This window comes from Deltaproteobacteria bacterium GWC2_55_46, assembly GCA_001595385.3.
Taxonomy (GTDB): domain Bacteria; phylum Desulfobacterota; class GWC2-55-46; order GWC2-55-46; family GWC2-55-46; genus UBA5799.
On record LVEI03000001.1, the window covers coordinates 1,263,635 to 1,278,889 of the forward strand.

Consider the following 15,255-nt stretch of genomic DNA (forward strand, 5'->3'; position numbering starts at 1 on the left):
CAACTTATCCTCCTGTTTTTCCATTGCCTTTATCATGGAGTACTGTTACCATGCCTAATATTTAGGCAGACCATGGGACAAGCAAAAAACCAGCTTTCATTTGAGGATATCCTCGAAAGCCTCGCCGAGGGGGTAATAGCCGTCGATACGGAGATGCGGGTCTGCGTCTTCAACCAGTCGGCGGAGAAGATGGCCGAGGTCTCCCGCTCCCTTGTGCTGGGCAAACCCATCGAGGGATATCTGGGGCGCAATCCGCGGATAATCGAGATGCTCAGGAAGACCCTCACCGAAGGGCGCCTCTTTGCCGAATACGAGGAGAAGCTTTTCAGGAGGATAACCGGAGACACCATACCCATAGGCATAACCACAAGCCAGGTGCTTGACCCGGCGGGCAACCTCGCCGGGGCGGCGGCGCTTATAAAAGACCTCTCCGGCATAAAGTCCCTTGAGGCCGGCTCCCTCCGTAAAGAAAGGCTCGCCTACATAGGGACCTTCGCCGCGAACCTCGCGCACGAGATCAAAAACCCTCTGAGCGGCATGAGAGGCGCGGCCCAGCTCCTCGCAAGGAAGATAAAAGAGCCGGCCCTCTCCGAATACACGGAAGTCATAATGAAGGAGGCCGACCGCCTCAACATCATCCTCAACGACATGCTCGATTTCACGAGGCCCGCCAGGCTCAACAAGAAACCGGTCAACATACACAAGGTGCTCGATTCCGTACTGATGCTCCTTCAGGAAGGGGGCGAACAAGCGCCCTTCGTAAGAGGCTATGATCCGAGCATCCCGCCTGTGTCAGGGGACGAGGGGCAGCTTAAGCAGGTCTTCCTCAACCTGGTCAAGAACGCGAAAGAGGCCATTACAGTGGACGGGACCATACATATCAACACAAGGGCCGCCACCGAGTTCCACCTTGTCGAGGGCGGCTGTCCGGGCAGAATGGTATCGGTAGAGGTAAAGGACAACGGCTGCGGGATAGCCCCGGAGGACCTGGAGAAGATATTCACTCCGTTTTTTACGACCAAGCCCAGGGGCAGCGGCCTCGGCATGGCGATAACCCTTAAGATTATAAAGGAGCATGGGGGCCTTTTGAAGATCGACTCCGAGCCCGGGAAGGGCACTTCCGTGATAGTCTATCTCCCGGTCGCCGACAGGGGGCAATCATGAGCGATACAAGTGTACTTATAGCCGACGATGACGAGAGCATACTCTGGGTCCTTGAGAAACTCCTTAAGGGAAAGGGGCTTGACGTGGTAAAGGCCTCTGACGGAGAAGAGGCCTGGAAGGCCCTCTCCGCTCAACCCGTAAGCCTTGCCATACTCGACATAAACATGCCGGGCAGGGACGGGCTTAAGCTCCTCACCGACGCCAGGGAGGCCGCCAACCCGGCCACGTTCATCATAATGACCGCTGAATCGAGCATGAAGAACACCCTCGAAGCTATGAAGCTCGGGGCCTTCGATTATGTCACAAAGCCCTTCGATGTAAGCGAGCTTGAGATAATAATCGAGCGCGCCATAGAGAACCTCAAGCTCAAGGGCAAGGTCTCGGCCTTGAAGGAGCGCATGAAGGAACGCCTTGAGCACGATACTACCTTCATCGGCAAGAGCAAGGCCGTTGAAGAGGTCTTCAAAAAGGCCGGGAAGGTGGCTGCAAAGGACGTGACCGTCCTTGTGCTCGGAGAGAGCGGCACAGGGAAGGAACTCCTCTCCAGGCTCATCCACATGAACAGCTCAAGGGCCGATGGCCCCTTTGTCGCCGTGAACTCGGCCGCCGTCCCGAAAGACCTGATGGAGAGCGAGCTCTTCGGCTTTGAGAAGGGGGCCTTCACGGGCGCTGTAGAGGGCAAGAAAGGCAAGTTCGAGCTTGCGGACGGCGGGACCCTCTTCCTTGACGAGGTGGGCGACATGAGCCTCGACCTGCAATCGAGGTTGCTCCGCGCCATACAGGAAAAGGAGTTCTACAGGGTTGGCGGAAGGGAGCCCATAAAGGTCGACGTCCGCATAGTCGCCGCGACAAACCAGGACCTCGACAAGGCGGTCGCGGAGAAGAGGTTCAGGGATGACCTCCTCTTCAGGCTGAACGGCATTACCCTCACCCTCCCGCCGTTAAGGGACAGGAAGGGGGACGTCGGGGTCCTTGCCGAATTTTTCCTCGACAGGTTCAGAACAGAGTTCAACTCAGGGCCAAAATCCTTTTCACCCGCTGCAACAGAGGCGCTCGAAGCCTATCAGTGGCCCGGCAACGTAAGGGAGCTTGAGAATACCGTAAGGCGCTCGGTGCTCATGTCGCCGAACGTCACGATAACGCCGCAGGACCTCAACCTGCCGCTCTCAGTGGGCAAGCGCGAGTCCCTTGAGGAGATCATAGCGGCAAGGCTCAAGCCATTCATAGACAAGACAGACCACCGCTCAAGGCAGGAGCTCTACGACTTCATAATGCCTTTCATGGAAAGGCCGCTTATAAAGCTCGTGCTCGAGAAGACCAGGGGCAACCAGGTGCAGGCCGCCGATATGCTCGGGATCAACAGAAATACGCTCAGGAAAAAGATAAGGGATTTGAACATAAACATCGGGAAGCTCAAGGATTGAGGGACAAAACACCCTTTATAAAAGGCCTCTACGCCATAATAGATTCCACGTACGCGCCCCTGGAGCTGGCCGGGGAGTACGCCGGGTCGCTAGCCGAGGGCGGGGCGAAGATAATACAGCTTAGGGCTAAGGGCACGCCAGGCGCCATACTCCTCAAGGCGGCGCAGGAGGCCAGGAAGGCGCTTCCTGAAAACGCTCTGTTCATCGTAAACGACCGGATAGATATAGCCATGCTGTCAGGGGCTCAAGGAGTACACCTCGGGCAGGACGACATCCCGTTGAAAGAAGCGCGCAGGCTCCTGCCGTCCTCAATAATAGGCGTATCGACACACAATATGGAAGAAGCGAAGAGGGCCGCGGCGGAAGGGGCGGATTACATCTCATTCGGCCCTATATTCCCGACCAGGACCAAAGGTGACGCGGACACCCCCAAGGGGCTTGAAGCGCTCCACAAGATCGCCTCAAGCATAGGGGTCCCGGTGGTCGCCATCGGCGGCATTACCGAGGCCACGGCCCTTTCGGTCCTCAGGGCCGGGGCCTCGTCAATAGCCATCATCTCGGATATACTCCTCGCCACGGATATAAGAGAGAAGACCTCAGCCATAGCCGCTATTATTGAGAAGGGCTGACAGGGCCTGAAAGGTACGCCGTAGTAGCCGGCTTCTGAAGCCAACAAGGCAGATGGACTTATTCCATGCCTGCTATACAGCCCCCTGGGCCATTTTTCTGAGGGGCATCCTCCCCTCGCCATTCCACGGGTCCGTGACCGCGCCTGCCGCTTCATCCAGCCTGGCGCAAAGCTCCTTTATTCTCTCCGGGTCGTCGAGGGCCTCTTTCCTTATATTCTCGATGCCCCTGCGGGCTATCCACTTGAAGGTCCTCTCGCCGTAACTGGCGTCTTCCCTGTAATGCTGCAGCAGGGCCGATAGCGCCTCTATCGCCTCTTCTCCTGTCTTATAAGCCCCGAGCTTATCGGCAGCCCTCAGCTCTATGCCTCCGCATCCGCCCGCGTATACCTCCCAGCCGCTGGCCACGCCAACGACGCCGATGTCCTTGACGCCGCTCTCCGCGCAGTTCCTCGGGCAGCCGCTCACGCCGAGCTTCACCTTCGCGGGCATCGGTATGCCTGCTATCCTCTTCTCGATCTCGACTCCAAGGCCCATCGAGTCCTGTGTGCCATACCTGCAAAAACTCTCGCCCACGCATGTCTTGACGGTCCTTACGGCCTTAGCATAGGCGTGTCCTGAAGGCATGTCGAGCTCGCTCCATATTTCCTTCAATTCCTCCCTGGGGACCCCGAAGAGGGCGATCCTCTGCCCTCCGGTGAGCTTGACGAGCGGAACCCTGTGCCTCTCTGCCACCTCCGCGATCTTTTTAAGGTCCGCTGGCGTTGTTACCCCGCCGTACATCCTCGGCACAACGGAGAAGGTGCCGTCCTTCTGGATGTTGGCGTGGGCCCGCTCGTTTATAAGCCTTGAGGTAAGGTCGTCAGCCGCCTTCCCCGGCCACGCTAGCAGGACATAGTAGTTGAGCGCCGGCCTGCACTTCTCGCACCCGACCCCCTCCCATCCGAGCGTTTCCATGACTTCGCTGACCGACCTGAGCCCCTTCTCCCTGATGTTTCGGATGACGTCGTCCCTTGTATATCTCGTGCATGCGCACATGGCTGCGGAGGCCGCTGACTGAAAATCCGCCCCAAGGGTCTCTTCGAGCACCCTGTCCACCAGCGGGGCGCACCCGCCGCACGAAGACGAGGCCCCCGTCTCCCTCTTCACGTCCTCTCTCGTGAAGAGCCCCTTGGACCTTATCGCCGCCACTATCATGCCCTTTGTTATGCCCTTGCATCCGCAAACCGGCGCGTCGTCAGAGAGCACCTCTACCGCCTTGCCCTCTTTGCGCTCCCCTTCCAGAAGCTCACCCCTCCTGTGAGTCACATCAGCGCCCGAGGTGAGAAAACCGAAGAGCGACGGGCCGCGGGAGCTGTCCCCGAAAAGGACGATCCCCTTCACCCTGCCGTCTTCCATGACCACTTTCTTGTAGACCCTGGACTTCCTGTCGAAGTACTCGATGGAATCGTCCCCACCGCAGGCGTCCCCCGCCGAGTAAAGGTCTATGCCATGCACCTTGAGCCTTGCAGAGACGGGGGAGTTCTTGAAGGACCTCCTGCCGTCCCCGGCGAGCTGGTTTGCCGCCACCCTCGCCTGCTCGAATATGGGGGCCGCCAGTCCGAAGGTCAGCCCCCTGTGCTGTACGCATTCGCCTATCGAGTATACGCTCGGGTCGAAAGTCTGCATGGTGTCGCTCACCACTACGCCCCTCTCGCAATAAAGCCCCGAAGCCCTGGCAAGCTCCGTGTTGGGGCGTATGCCTATGGATATGACGACGAGGCCCGCGTCTATCTCGGAGCCGTCCTTGAACCTTATCTTCTCGACCCTCCCGGAGCCCTCAAAGGCGGCAGCCTCTTTTTTAAGGAGCACGCCTATGCCCATCTCTTCGATTGATTCCTTCAAGAGCATGGCGGCCCGCTCGTCAAGCTGCCTCTCCATGAGCCTGTCCATTATATGTACGACCGTGACCTCCATGCCGAGGGTCTTAAGCGCCCATGCCGCCTCAAGCCCCAGGAGACCGCCGCCCACGACCACGGCCCTGCCGCCGGAGGCAGCGAGGGCGGTTATCCTGTCGCAGTCGGCGAGGTCCCTGAACGTGACCACGCCTTCAAGGCCGCTTCCTTCCATATCCGGCCTGATCGGAAGAGAGCCCGCGGCAAGGACGAGCTTGTCGTAGCCTGCCTCAAGGCCGCAGCCTGTCACGACCTTGCGGCTCCCCCTGTTTATCGCGACTACCTCTTTTGAAGCGTGCACCTCTATCCCGCGCTCCTTGTACCATTCAGGGGGGTGCATGACGAGGTCGCCGGGCTTTTTTTCACCGGTAAGCACCTGGGAGAGCAATACCCTGTTGTAGCCCGTATGGGCCTCTTTCCCGAATACCGTAAGGCTGTACTTCTCGGGGCCGGCCTTGATGAGCTCTTCTACAAAGGCGTTCGCGGCCATCCCGTTGCCTACAACGACGATGCGCTGTCTCCCTTTTCTTTCCATTTGCATGCCTCCTGAAAACGCAAAAGGCGCCGCGGTAGCGGCGCCTTTGCCTTGGAACCCGTTTACCGGCTTTTTGTCAGGCCGCTTTTAGAGCGGCCTGACGGTCAAAGAGAATATCCGCTCTCGCTATGCTGTGTGATATCAAGACCCTGCACCTCATCTTCGCTTGAGACCCTCAGACCAACGGTCCAGTCGATGAGCTTTAAGAGCACAAAGGTAGCCACGAACGCGTATCCGACGCTCGCGCCTACGGCTATCAGCTGCTTTACGAGGAGAGTCCCGCCGTAGAAGAGCCCGTCGGCGCCCGCGGAGTTTATAGCGGTGGATGCGAAAAGTCCGGTCGCTATAGCGCCCCAGATGCCGCCTACGCCGTGTATGCCGAAGGCGTCGAGCGAGTCGTCATAGCCAAGGAGCGGCTTTATGTATGTTACCGCTATATAGCAGATAACGCCTGCAGCCGCTCCGAGGAATATGGACGGCATCGGCCCGACAAAACCCGCGGCAGGCGTTATCGCCACCAGCCCGGCTACAATCCCTGAGGCAAGGCCAAGGAGCGTCGGCTTGCCCCTGTGAAGCCACTCAGCCGCCATCCAGGCCAGCGCCGCGGCGGCGGCAGCGGTGTTTGTCACCAGGAATGCCGAGGCCGCAAGGCCGTTCGCCCCGAGGGCGCTCCCGGCGTTGAAGCCGAACCACCCGAACCAGAGAAGCCCTGCACCGATCAAGGTGAGCGGCAGGTTGTGCGGCATCATAAGCTCTGTCTTGTACCCCTTCCTCTTCCCCATCGCAAGCGCGGCAGCCAGGGCCGCGACACCGGAGCTTATGTGGACGACTGTTCCGCCAGCGAAGTCGAGGGCGCCGAGAGCGCGGAGCCATCCGCCAACGCCCCATACCCAGTGGGCGAGCGGGTCGTAGACCAGGGTTGTCCACAGGAGGGTGAATATGATGAAGGCCGAGAACTTCATCCTCTCGGCAAAGGCGCCGGCGATGAGCGCAGGCGTTATTACCGCGAACATCATCTGGAATATCATGAAGGCCTGGTGCGGTATGGTCGCTGCGTAGTCGGTGTTCGGATCAGCGCCTACACCTGCGAGGCCGGCCCAGTCGAGCGAGCCTATGAGCCCGCCGATATCGGGGCCGAAGGCGAGGCTATAGCCCCAGAGCACCCACTGTATGCTTATGATGCAAAGGACCGCGAAGGACTGCATTATGGTACCGAGCACGTTTTTTCTCCTCACCATGCCGGAGTAGAAAAGGGCGAGGCCCGGCGCGGTCATAAGGAGCACGAACGCGGTGGAGATGAGCACCCATGAGGTATCCCCCGTGTCAATTGGCGGCGGCCCGTCGGCCAGGGCCGTAAGCGGCATTAAAAAGAGCATTACAAGAGCCCAGATCATCGTCTTCATTTCCTTCCTCCTCAATCCTGTTTGTGATTACAGGGCGTCGCTTCCGTGCTCGCCAGTCCTTATCCTGATGCCGTCCTCTATATTCGATATGAATATCTTGCCGTCGCCTATCTTGCCGGTCTTCGCGGCGGCCATGATCGCCTCGACCACCTTTGGCGTAAGCTCATCGGCGGTGACTATCTCCACCTTTATCTTGGGGAGGAAGTCGAGGGTGTACTCGGCGCCCCTGTAGAACTCTGAATGCCCCTTCTGCCTCCCGAAGCCCTTGACCTCGGATACCGTCATACCCTGGACGTTGAGATCGCCGAGCGCCTTTTTAACGTCGTCCAGCTTGTGTGGCTTGATTATCGCCTCGACCTTCTTCATAGCTTGACCTCCCGCGTTATTAAAAAACGAAAAGGCGCCCCGCAGACTGCTGCTGCCGTCCGCAAAGGCGCCTTTGCCTTTTCATCCCGGCACAGCCTTGTGCCGGTTTAATTGATTTTAGAAGTTGTAGCCGCTCTCTTCGTGCTGAGTGAGATCAAGCCCCTGTATCTCCTCCTCGTTCGATACCCTGAGGCCCACGACGAGGTCGACCACCTTTAGTATGACCAGCGTCCCCACGACCGAGACAAGGACCGTTACGCCCGCGCCGATAACCTGGCTCATGAGGAGCGCCGGGTTCCCGTGGATAAGCCCTGTTGCGCCGACCGAGGCGAGAAGGCCTGTTGCCAGAGTCCCCCATGTGCCTGCAACGCCGTGGATGCCGAAGACGTCGAGGGTGTCGTCATACTTGAGCCTGATCTTCATGATAGTCACGGCTATGTAGCAGAGGCCCGCCGCGACTACCCCTATCAGAATAGCCGCCTGGGGCGTTACGAAACCGGCTGCCGGAGTTATCGAACCAAGCCCGGCGACCGTACCCGACATGGCCCCAAGCATCGTGGGCTTGCCCCTGTGCGCCCATTCTATGAAAGCCCAGACGAGCGTGCCTACCGCCGCGGCGGTATTCGTGGTGACGAAAGCGTTTACCGCCACTCCGTCTGCCGCGAGGGCGCTCCCGGCGTTGAAGCCGAACCAGCCGAACCAGAGTATGCCCATGCCTATGACAGTAAGCGTCAGGTTATGCGGCGGCATCAGCTCCCTCGGCCAACCCTTACGTCTGCCGACATATATCGCGGCAACGAGGGCGGAGATGCCGGAGCTCATGTGGACTACCATGCCGCCCGCGAAGTCAAGGACGCCGAGCGACTGAAGCCACCCCCCGCCCCAGACCCAGTGGGCGAGCGGGTCGTATACAAGAAACGCCCAGAGGATGCTAAAGAGGACTACCGCCGAGAACTTGATCCTCTCCGCCACGGCCCCTGTTATGAGCGCGACCGTTATGGCCGCGAACATGCCCTGGAAGACCATGAAGAGGAGGTGCGGTATCGTCCCCTTCGGCTCTATGCCTACGCCAGACAGGGCCGTAAAGTCAAGTCCGCCTATGAACCCGCCAGTATCCGGGCCGAAAGAGAGCGTATATCCCAGGAGGACCCATTGGACGGTTATGAGGCAGAGTATGAAGAAGCTCTGCATGATGGTCGAGAGCACGTTCTTCTTTCTCGCCATGCCGGCGTAGAATATCGCGAGCCCCGGTATCATGAACATTACCATAGCCGTTGAGACCATCAGCCAGGCGGTGTCCGCCTTGTCTATCTCAGCGGCATCCGCCGCAAGAGAGCTCCCCTCAAACCCCAGGAACGCCAGAAAAAGCGCCCCCGCGTACAGAAACGTCCTCATAAACATCGTCCTCCTGATCTCCTTTGATCTTTTAAGGCCCCCTCGCGGGCAGCGGGCGTCTTTGCCGGCCTCAGCGTATTTAATTGTATTTACTGCGTCTACTTATTGAAGACGTCGAAGTCTATGTCCACCTGCACGGTGACAGAGTCCTGGAACGCGCTGTCGTTCTGGTCGACGTAGGCGAAGATGACGCTGGTGTTCGGCGCGAACTTCCAGGAGAAGCCGTAGGAGAGAGCGCCAAACGAGCTATCGCCGCTCATGTAGTCGACGCAAAGCCACAGGTTCTCGGATATCTCGCTCATGACCCTTTCCCACGCGAGCATAACGCCCTGTTCATCCGCCTCGCCGTTCCCGTTGAGCAGGACCTCGTCGTTGCCGGTATAGGCCCCGGCAGATACCCTGCCGAAGTTGCCTAAGGTCTTCGCCGCCTTCGCGTAGATTATGTTCTGGTCGGTTACGCCTGATTTCGTGCCGAAGCCGTACCCGCCAACTGCAAGCGCGGGGAAGAACTCGCCGAAGGCCCCCTCCGGTATGCCGGCCTTGGCGTTAAAGAAGAGGGGATTGTTGCCCTCGATGTGGTCGAATCCGACCTCAAGGCCAAGCTTTTCCGTTGGAAGTATCCCTGTAGTGAGCCCCAGGTTCGTGATAGTCGGAGTGTCGTTGCCATTCGTTGCCACATAGATATCGCTTGTCAGGTGGAATACCCCGTAGGCCTGCACATCTGTCGAAGGCGCCCAGATGTGCGTTGAAGGTGTAGCGAGGGCCCCTCCAGCGCTCAGCAGCACAGCTGCCGCTGCCGCGTAAAAACCTTTGATAAGTTGCTTTTTCATAGCTTTTTTTCCCTCCTGCTTTTTATGAAGTTTCTCTGGAACGCTTCTTTTCACCAGGGGGAATAAGGCGCCCCCTTGCGGATAGGCGCCATTGCCTACAGTTTTTTTGGATTTACGGCTACGTCGTTGTAACCACCTGAATAGTTATCTTGAATTAAGCAACTTCGGTGCCAAAGCCGAGGCGCCCTGAATTCCTTGCTTTTTATCGATTTGCGGCCGGTCCTGAACCCGCCCCTGCAAAAACAATAATCACCGCTGCCCTATTTTTCAGCCATTCTCAGGAACCTCGCCACAAACGGGCTTGCCAGCCTGTGGAGCCCCTCGATATTCTCCGGGACCTTCTTGAGTATCTCTTGAGGGTCTATCTTGCCTTTAAGTCCGGAGAGCTCTTCGCCGTTGACGCCTATCCAGTCCCTTATCATCTCTTCTGTGACCTCGAGATGGAACTGGACGCCATAGGCCGCGGGGCCGACCTTTATGACCTGGTTCGGGAAAAACTCTGATGACGCGAGCCTTACCGCCCCAGGGGGCACGTCGAAGGTGTCGCCATGCCACTGGAAGACCGTGAACTCTTCAGGGAAGCCGATAAAGAGCCTGTCGCCTATCCCTTCATCTTCGAGGGCGACCTTGTACCAGCCTATCTCCTTCGCCTTGCCCTTGTAAACATCAGCGCCAGCCGCCTTTGCCAGAAGCTGAGAGCCCAGGCAGATGCCGAGGGTCGGCACCCTCTCCTTCAAGGCAGACTCGATGAGCCGCAGCTCGTCTTTTATGAACGGATATTTGTCTTCCTCGTAGACCCCCATCGGCCCGCCCATCACGATGAGCGCGTCATACCCGTCTATCCTTGAAGGCAGGACCGCCCCTTTGAACATATCGAAGTACTCGACCATGAAGTCCTTCTCAAGGGGCCTTTTTATCGTCCCAAGCCCTTCATGCCTGACATGTCTTATTACAAGCGCTCTCGGCATAGTCTTTTACCTTCCCTTTTCAAGGGCCATTATAAGCACTTCGGCTATCTCAGACATGCTCTTTCTCTTGTCCATGCTTATCTTTCTTATCCTCGCGAAGGCCTCGCTTTCGCTCAAGCCTTCCTTCTCCATGAGAAGACCCTTCGCCTTCTCCACGACCTTTCTGGTCTCAAGCGTCTTTTTGAGGTCTTCGTTCTCCCTGCGAAGGGCCTGAAACTCCCTGAACCTTGATATGGCAAGCTCTACCGCAGGGATGAGCTCCTCGGCCCTCAGAGGCTTCATGAGGTATGCCATGACCCCGGCCTCTGCCGCCCTCCTTACGGTCTCCTCGTCGTCGCTCCCCGTAAGGAGGACGATGGGCTTGGGGAAGCTGTGGCTTATTTCGAAAGCTGCCTCTATGCCGTCCTTAACAGGCATCTTGACGTCCATTATAATGAGGTCCGGGTCCTTAAGCCTGCATATCTCAAGGGCTTCCATGCCGTTTGTGCCCTCCGCGACGATCGCGAAGCCGGCATCCTCTATAAAACCCCTGAGGATAAGTCTCTCTGTGTCGTTATCATCTATGATGGCTATCTTTTTCATGCCTGAGGTAGAAAGCAAATTAGATGCCATCAGGTTTTTTATTGATCTAACAGGTCTTTATGGACAGTCGGTTGGATGAGGCGCGGGAAAAGTGGACGTTTTTGAGGCTAAAGTGATTAAGATTTGTGCAACCTGGCCTTGGCAGCCATGTAGACCTCGATGTACCTGCTGGCGGCGTCATCCCATGAAAAATTCTCTTTCATACCCTTCTCTTGTAGCCCTTTCCACGCCTTCTTGTTGCCGAAGAGCTTTAGCGCCTCGGCTACCTTTTGAACGAGCGCAGGAGCCGAATACTCCTTGAATTTAAAGCCTGTCCCGTTGCCTTCGGAATAATCCGTTACGGTATCGTCAAGTCCGCCTGTTGCGCGCACGACCGGCACGGTGCCGTACTTGAGGCTATATATCTGGTTCAACCCGCATGGCTCGTACCTCGAAGGCATGAGGAAGATATCGGCCCCGGCCTCAACCAGGTGAGAGAGGTGGCCGTTGAAGGCGACCTTCACCGAAAGCTTCTCGGGGTAAGACCTGGCCAGGCCGGCAAGGAGGTCCTGGTATCTCCTGTCGCCTGAGCCGAGGATGACCAGCGCGAGATCCATCTTCATAAGCTCTGGCATCGCCTCGGCGAGTATATCTATGCCCTTCTGGTCGGCAAGCCTGGTTATCATGCCTATAAGAGGCGTCCTGGCCTTGACCTTAAGACCGAAATCCTTCAGGAGCTTTTTTCTGCAGGCCGATTTGCCCTTGAGGTCTTCTGTCGAATAGTTCTCCGGTATGGCGGTGTCTGTCGCCGGGTCCCATTCCGTATAATCGACCCCGTTCAGTATGCCGAAGAGGTCATCCTTGCGTTTGCTCAATACCCCTTCGAGGCCGTAGCCGTACTCAGGGGTCTGTATCTCAAGGCTGTAGCCTTTGCTTACGGTCGTTATAGCCTCAGAGAAGACTATACCGGCCTTAAGGAGGCTAAGGTTGCCCCAGAACTCGAGCCCCTCCGGGTTCAGCATGTAATATCCGAGGCCGGTAATGTCGTAAAGATTGGCGGGGAACTGCCCCTGATAGGCTATATTATGGACGGTAAAGACAGTCGCTGTTTTCGAAAAAGCGGGGTCGCCCCTGTAGATGTCATTGAGATACGCGGGTATGAGGCCTGTCTGCCAGTCGTTGCAGTGGATGATGTCGGGCTTGAGATCAAGCGCCTTTATTACCTCAAGGACGGCCCTTGAGAAGAAGGCGTACCTTTCGAGGTTGTCGAAGTAATCCCCTTCAGGGGTGCCATAGAGGTACGACCTGTCGAAGAACTCATCCCTTTTTATGAAGTGGACGCTCACGCCCTGATGGTCGGCAAGGAGGACCTCGGCGTTTATTATCCTCCTTCCCATGTTGACGGGCACTTCGAGGGTCTTTTCGACCTCAAGGTGTTTGCCTGCAATCTCCCTGTAATATGGCATGAAAAGGTGGACCTCGCAGCCCATCTGCTTCAATGCGGCCGGGAGAGACCCGCTTACGTCCGCAAGGCCGCCGGTCTTGGCAAACGGCGCGGCCTCAGGGGCCGCTATGACAACGTTAAGCGCCATAAGAAGAAAACTTAGCAGAAAAATGAAAGGGTTTCAAGTGGCGGTTGAAATAAAACACATGCGCCGAACTCATTCGCCGACAGAGATCTTCTTCCCATTGCCACTCCCCTGCCCTTTGTGTTAATTTGAATGAGTATAAAAATCGATGCTTCTTTCCCCTCTTTTTAAAAGAGGGGCATGGGGAGATTATTCTGGAATTCGACCATAATCCCCCGTAGCCCCTTATAGAAAAGAGGGCTACAATAACACGATGCCATATCTAAGATCCTTAAACCCTACACAGGCCGAGGCCGTCACCTTCGGCGACGGGCCGCTTTTGATCCTTGCCGGGGCCGGAAGCGGCAAGACCCGCGTCCTTACCTCCAGGATAGCCTATCTTGTCCTCAATAAAGGGATAGTGCCTGAGGGCGTACTGGCCGTGACCTTCACCAACAAGGCCGCCGGTGAGATGAGGGAGCGGCTCTACCGCACGATAGGCGAGAACGCGAAATCGGTCTGGCTCGGCACATTCCATTCGCTGGGCTTGAGGCTCCTCAGGAGGGAATCGAGGGCAAGCGGCCTTAAGGGTGATCTTACCGTCTACAGCGACGACGACCAGCTCGCCCTCATAAAGCAGGTCTTGAGCGAACTCAACCTCAATGAAAAGGTCCTCCCCCCGAAGGCGGTGCTCGCCCGCATAAACCAGGCCAAGAACGACAATATCGGCCCGGCCGAGTATACCGCCCGCGTGAACGATTTCTTCTCGGAGCGCGTATCAAAGGTCTACAACCTCTACCAGAAGAAGCTCCGCGAGATGGGCTGCCTCGACTTCGGCGACCTCATCTGCGAACCCATAAACCTCCTTCGCCAGCACCAGCGCATACTGGACTCCTATAGAGAGCAGTTCCAGTACATACTCGTCGACGAGTACCAGGACACGAACAAGGCCCAGTACATGCTCACCGGCCTCCTGGCAGGCGGCTCCCGGAACCTGCTGGCCGTCGGCGACCCCGACCAGTCGATATACGCATGGCGCGGCGCGGACATCTCCAACATCCTCGATTTCGAGAAGGACTACCCCGACGCCACGGTACTGCGCCTTGAGCAGAACTACCGCTCGACGAGGAACATACTTTCTGCCGCCAACTCGGTGATAGAACGGAACTCGCGTCGCATGGAAAAGACCCTGTGGACCGAGAACATGGAAGGCCACCCGCTCGTCCATGAGCAGGCAAGGGACGAGTACGACGAGGGGCGCAAGGTCCTCTCACGCCTCAAGGCCCGCATGGACGACGACAGGACGCTTGCCTACAGGGACTGCGCCGTATTCTACAGGACCAACGCCCAGTCCAGGGTATTTGAAGAACTTTTCATACGCGAAGGCGTGCCTTATACGATAGTCGGCGGCACCAGGTTCTACGACAGGATGGAGATAAAGGACGCCCTCGCCTACTTAAGGATCATATCGAACCCCAACGACTCGATAAGCCTCCAGAGGATAATCAACAGGCCCGCCAGGGGCATCGGGAAGGCAACGCTCGACAAGGTCCTGTCTATAAGCAAGGAGATGAGCATCCCGCTGCTGGAGGCGTTGAGAGAAGCCCAGGACAGGGGGCGGCTCGCCAAGACAAAGACGCGCCAGTTTCTCGAAGCGTACGACAGTTTCAATGTCGACATGGAAAAACTCACCCTCCACGAACTTTGTCTGAGGCTCCTCGAGGACTCCGGCTACATGATGATGTGGCAGGAGGAGGCTACCGACGAGGCGGCTGAAAGGACCGAGAACCTCTTTGAGCTCGTCTCCGCCATAAAGGACTTCGAGACCGCCAACCCCGGCACGAGCTTATCCGACTTCCTCGACCAGGTAGCGCTCATAAGCGACCTCGACAACTACGAGGATAAGGCCGACAGGCTCACCCTCATGACGCTCCACTCGGCCAAGGGGCTTGAGTTCAGGGTGGTCTTCCTCGCCGGCATGGAAGAGGGCATATTCCCGCACTCAAGGAGCTCTGACGACCCTGAGCAGATGGAAGAGGAGAGGCGCCTCTGTTACGTCGGCATGACAAGGGCAAAGGAAGAGCTCTATCTCTTCTCCGCCGCCGCAAGGTCGCTTTACGGAGAGACGAGGTACCAGGCCCGCTCAAGGTTCATCGACGAAATATCCTCAGGCCATATCAAGTTTTTAAACCAGGAGAGCTCTCCCGCCAGGGGCGTCTTTACCGCCCCCGTGGAGGAGTACTGCTCCCCTGAGGACGACCTCCCCTGCCACACCGGAGAAGAGACCCTCGCGTGGAGGGTCGGCATGAAGGTATCTCACCCGAGCTTCGGGGTCGGCATCATAAAGGAGCGGAGCGGGGCCGGGGCTGATGTAAAGGTCACCGTCAACTTCAAGAACTCCGGCATTAAAAAGCTCGCCGTAAAGTACGCAAACCTAACCCCACAATCCTGACCCCACTTACTTGACTTATTGGGAAAAAG

General features: G+C 57.5%; 12 protein-coding genes. 4 read left to right on the forward strand and 8 right to left on the reverse strand.

Annotation, left to right across the window (positions count from 1 at the left end):
* The first annotated feature begins 72 nt into the window (after window positions 1-72).
* Genes A2V21_306000 through A2V21_306010 form a run of 3 tightly spaced genes read left to right on the forward strand, consistent with a single transcriptional unit; the run spans window position 73 to window position 3,217 of the window.
* Complete coding sequence (locus tag A2V21_306000) at window positions 73-1,164, forward strand: hypothetical protein (GenBank protein ID OIJ73857.1); 1,092 nt, start codon at window positions 73-75, stop codon at window positions 1,162-1,164.
* Window positions 1,161-2,588: a two-component system response regulator gene (locus A2V21_306005; GenBank protein OIJ73858.1), complete on the forward strand. Its 1,428-nt coding sequence runs from the start codon at window positions 1,161-1,163 to the stop codon at window positions 2,586-2,588. The genes A2V21_306000 and A2V21_306005 overlap by 4 nt, the downstream gene beginning before the upstream one ends.
* The gene (locus A2V21_306010) at window positions 2,585-3,217 is read left to right on the forward strand and encodes a thiamine-phosphate diphosphorylase (protein OIJ73859.1); all 633 of its coding nucleotides are present in this window, start codon (window positions 2,585-2,587) and stop codon (window positions 3,215-3,217) included. The genes A2V21_306005 and A2V21_306010 overlap by 4 nt, the downstream gene beginning before the upstream one ends.
* A 72-nt stretch (window positions 3,218-3,289) precedes the next feature.
* Here A2V21_306010 and A2V21_306015 read toward each other — a convergent pair whose 3' ends face one another.
* The 8 genes from A2V21_306015 to A2V21_306050 form a co-directional block, all read right to left on the reverse strand.
* Entirely contained in the window at window positions 3,290-5,683 is a 2,394-nt protein-coding gene (locus A2V21_306015; protein OIJ73860.1) for a nitrite reductase large subunit, read from the reverse strand.
* 104 nt (window positions 5,684-5,787) lie between these two features.
* The gene (locus A2V21_306020; protein OIJ73861.1) at window positions 5,788-7,086 is read right to left on the reverse strand and encodes an ammonia channel protein; all 1,299 of its coding nucleotides are present in this window, start codon (window positions 7,084-7,086) and stop codon (window positions 5,788-5,790) included.
* A gap of 27 nt (window positions 7,087-7,113) precedes the next feature.
* On the reverse strand, window positions 7,114-7,452 hold the full coding sequence (locus tag A2V21_306025; protein ID OIJ73862.1) for a transcriptional regulator: 339 nt from the start codon (window positions 7,450-7,452) through the stop codon (window positions 7,114-7,116).
* A 117-nt stretch (window positions 7,453-7,569) separates the two neighbouring features.
* Window positions 7,570-8,763, reverse strand: coding sequence for an ammonia channel protein (locus A2V21_306030; GenBank protein ID OIJ75073.1), 1,194 nt, complete (start codon window positions 8,761-8,763; stop codon window positions 7,570-7,572).
* 182 nt (window positions 8,764-8,945) lie between these two features.
* Complete coding sequence (locus A2V21_306035) at window positions 8,946-9,677, reverse strand: hypothetical protein (protein OIJ73863.1); 732 nt, start codon at window positions 9,675-9,677, stop codon at window positions 8,946-8,948.
* A 260-nt stretch (window positions 9,678-9,937) separates the two neighbouring features.
* The gene (locus tag A2V21_306040) at window positions 9,938-10,645 is read right to left on the reverse strand and encodes a hypothetical protein (GenBank protein OIJ73864.1); all 708 of its coding nucleotides are present in this window, start codon (window positions 10,643-10,645) and stop codon (window positions 9,938-9,940) included.
* A 6-nt stretch (window positions 10,646-10,651) separates the two neighbouring features.
* Window positions 10,652-11,227: a hypothetical protein gene (locus tag A2V21_306045; protein OIJ75074.1), complete on the reverse strand. Its 576-nt coding sequence runs from the start codon at window positions 11,225-11,227 to the stop codon at window positions 10,652-10,654.
* 116 nt (window positions 11,228-11,343) lie between these two features.
* Window positions 11,344-12,798 carry a starch synthase gene (locus A2V21_306050; GenBank protein ID OIJ73865.1) on the reverse strand — a complete coding sequence of 485 codons (1,455 nt, stop codon included), beginning with the start codon at window positions 12,796-12,798 and terminating at the stop codon, window positions 11,344-11,346.
* A 250-nt stretch (window positions 12,799-13,048) separates the two neighbouring features.
* Here A2V21_306050 and A2V21_306055 point away from each other — a divergent pair, with 250 nt between their 5' ends.
* The gene (locus tag A2V21_306055; GenBank protein ID OIJ73866.1) at window positions 13,049-15,226 is read left to right on the forward strand and encodes a hypothetical protein; all 2,178 of its coding nucleotides are present in this window, start codon (window positions 13,049-13,051) and stop codon (window positions 15,224-15,226) included.
* Window positions 15,227-15,255: the final 29 nt, after the last annotated feature.

Coding starts and splice junctions, on each gene's coding strand:
- A2V21_306000 (OIJ73857.1), top strand. CDS start 73: ATGGGACAAGCAAAAAACCAGCTTTCATTTGAGGATATCCTCGAAAGC.
- A2V21_306005 (OIJ73858.1), top strand. CDS start 1,161: ATGAGCGATACAAGTGTACTTATAGCCGACGATGACGAGAGCATACTC.
- A2V21_306015 (OIJ73860.1), bottom strand. CDS start 5,683: ATGGAAAGAAAAGGGAGACAGCGCATCGTCGTTGTAGGCAACGGGATG.
- A2V21_306020 (OIJ73861.1), bottom strand. CDS start 7,086: ATGAAGACGATGATCTGGGCTCTTGTAATGCTCTTTTTAATGCCGCTT.
- A2V21_306025 (OIJ73862.1), bottom strand. CDS start 7,452: ATGAAGAAGGTCGAGGCGATAATCAAGCCACACAAGCTGGACGACGTT.
- A2V21_306035 (OIJ73863.1), bottom strand. CDS start 9,677: ATGAAAAAGCAACTTATCAAAGGTTTTTACGCGGCAGCGGCAGCTGTG.
- A2V21_306040 (OIJ73864.1), bottom strand. CDS start 10,645: ATGCCGAGAGCGCTTGTAATAAGACATGTCAGGCATGAAGGGCTTGGG.
- A2V21_306045 (OIJ75074.1), bottom strand. CDS start 11,227: ATGAAAAAGATAGCCATCATAGATGATAACGACACAGAGAGACTTATC.
- A2V21_306050 (OIJ73865.1), bottom strand. CDS start 12,798: ATGGCGCTTAACGTTGTCATAGCGGCCCCTGAGGCCGCGCCGTTTGCC.
- A2V21_306055 (OIJ73866.1), top strand. CDS start 13,049: ATGCCATATCTAAGATCCTTAAACCCTACACAGGCCGAGGCCGTCACC.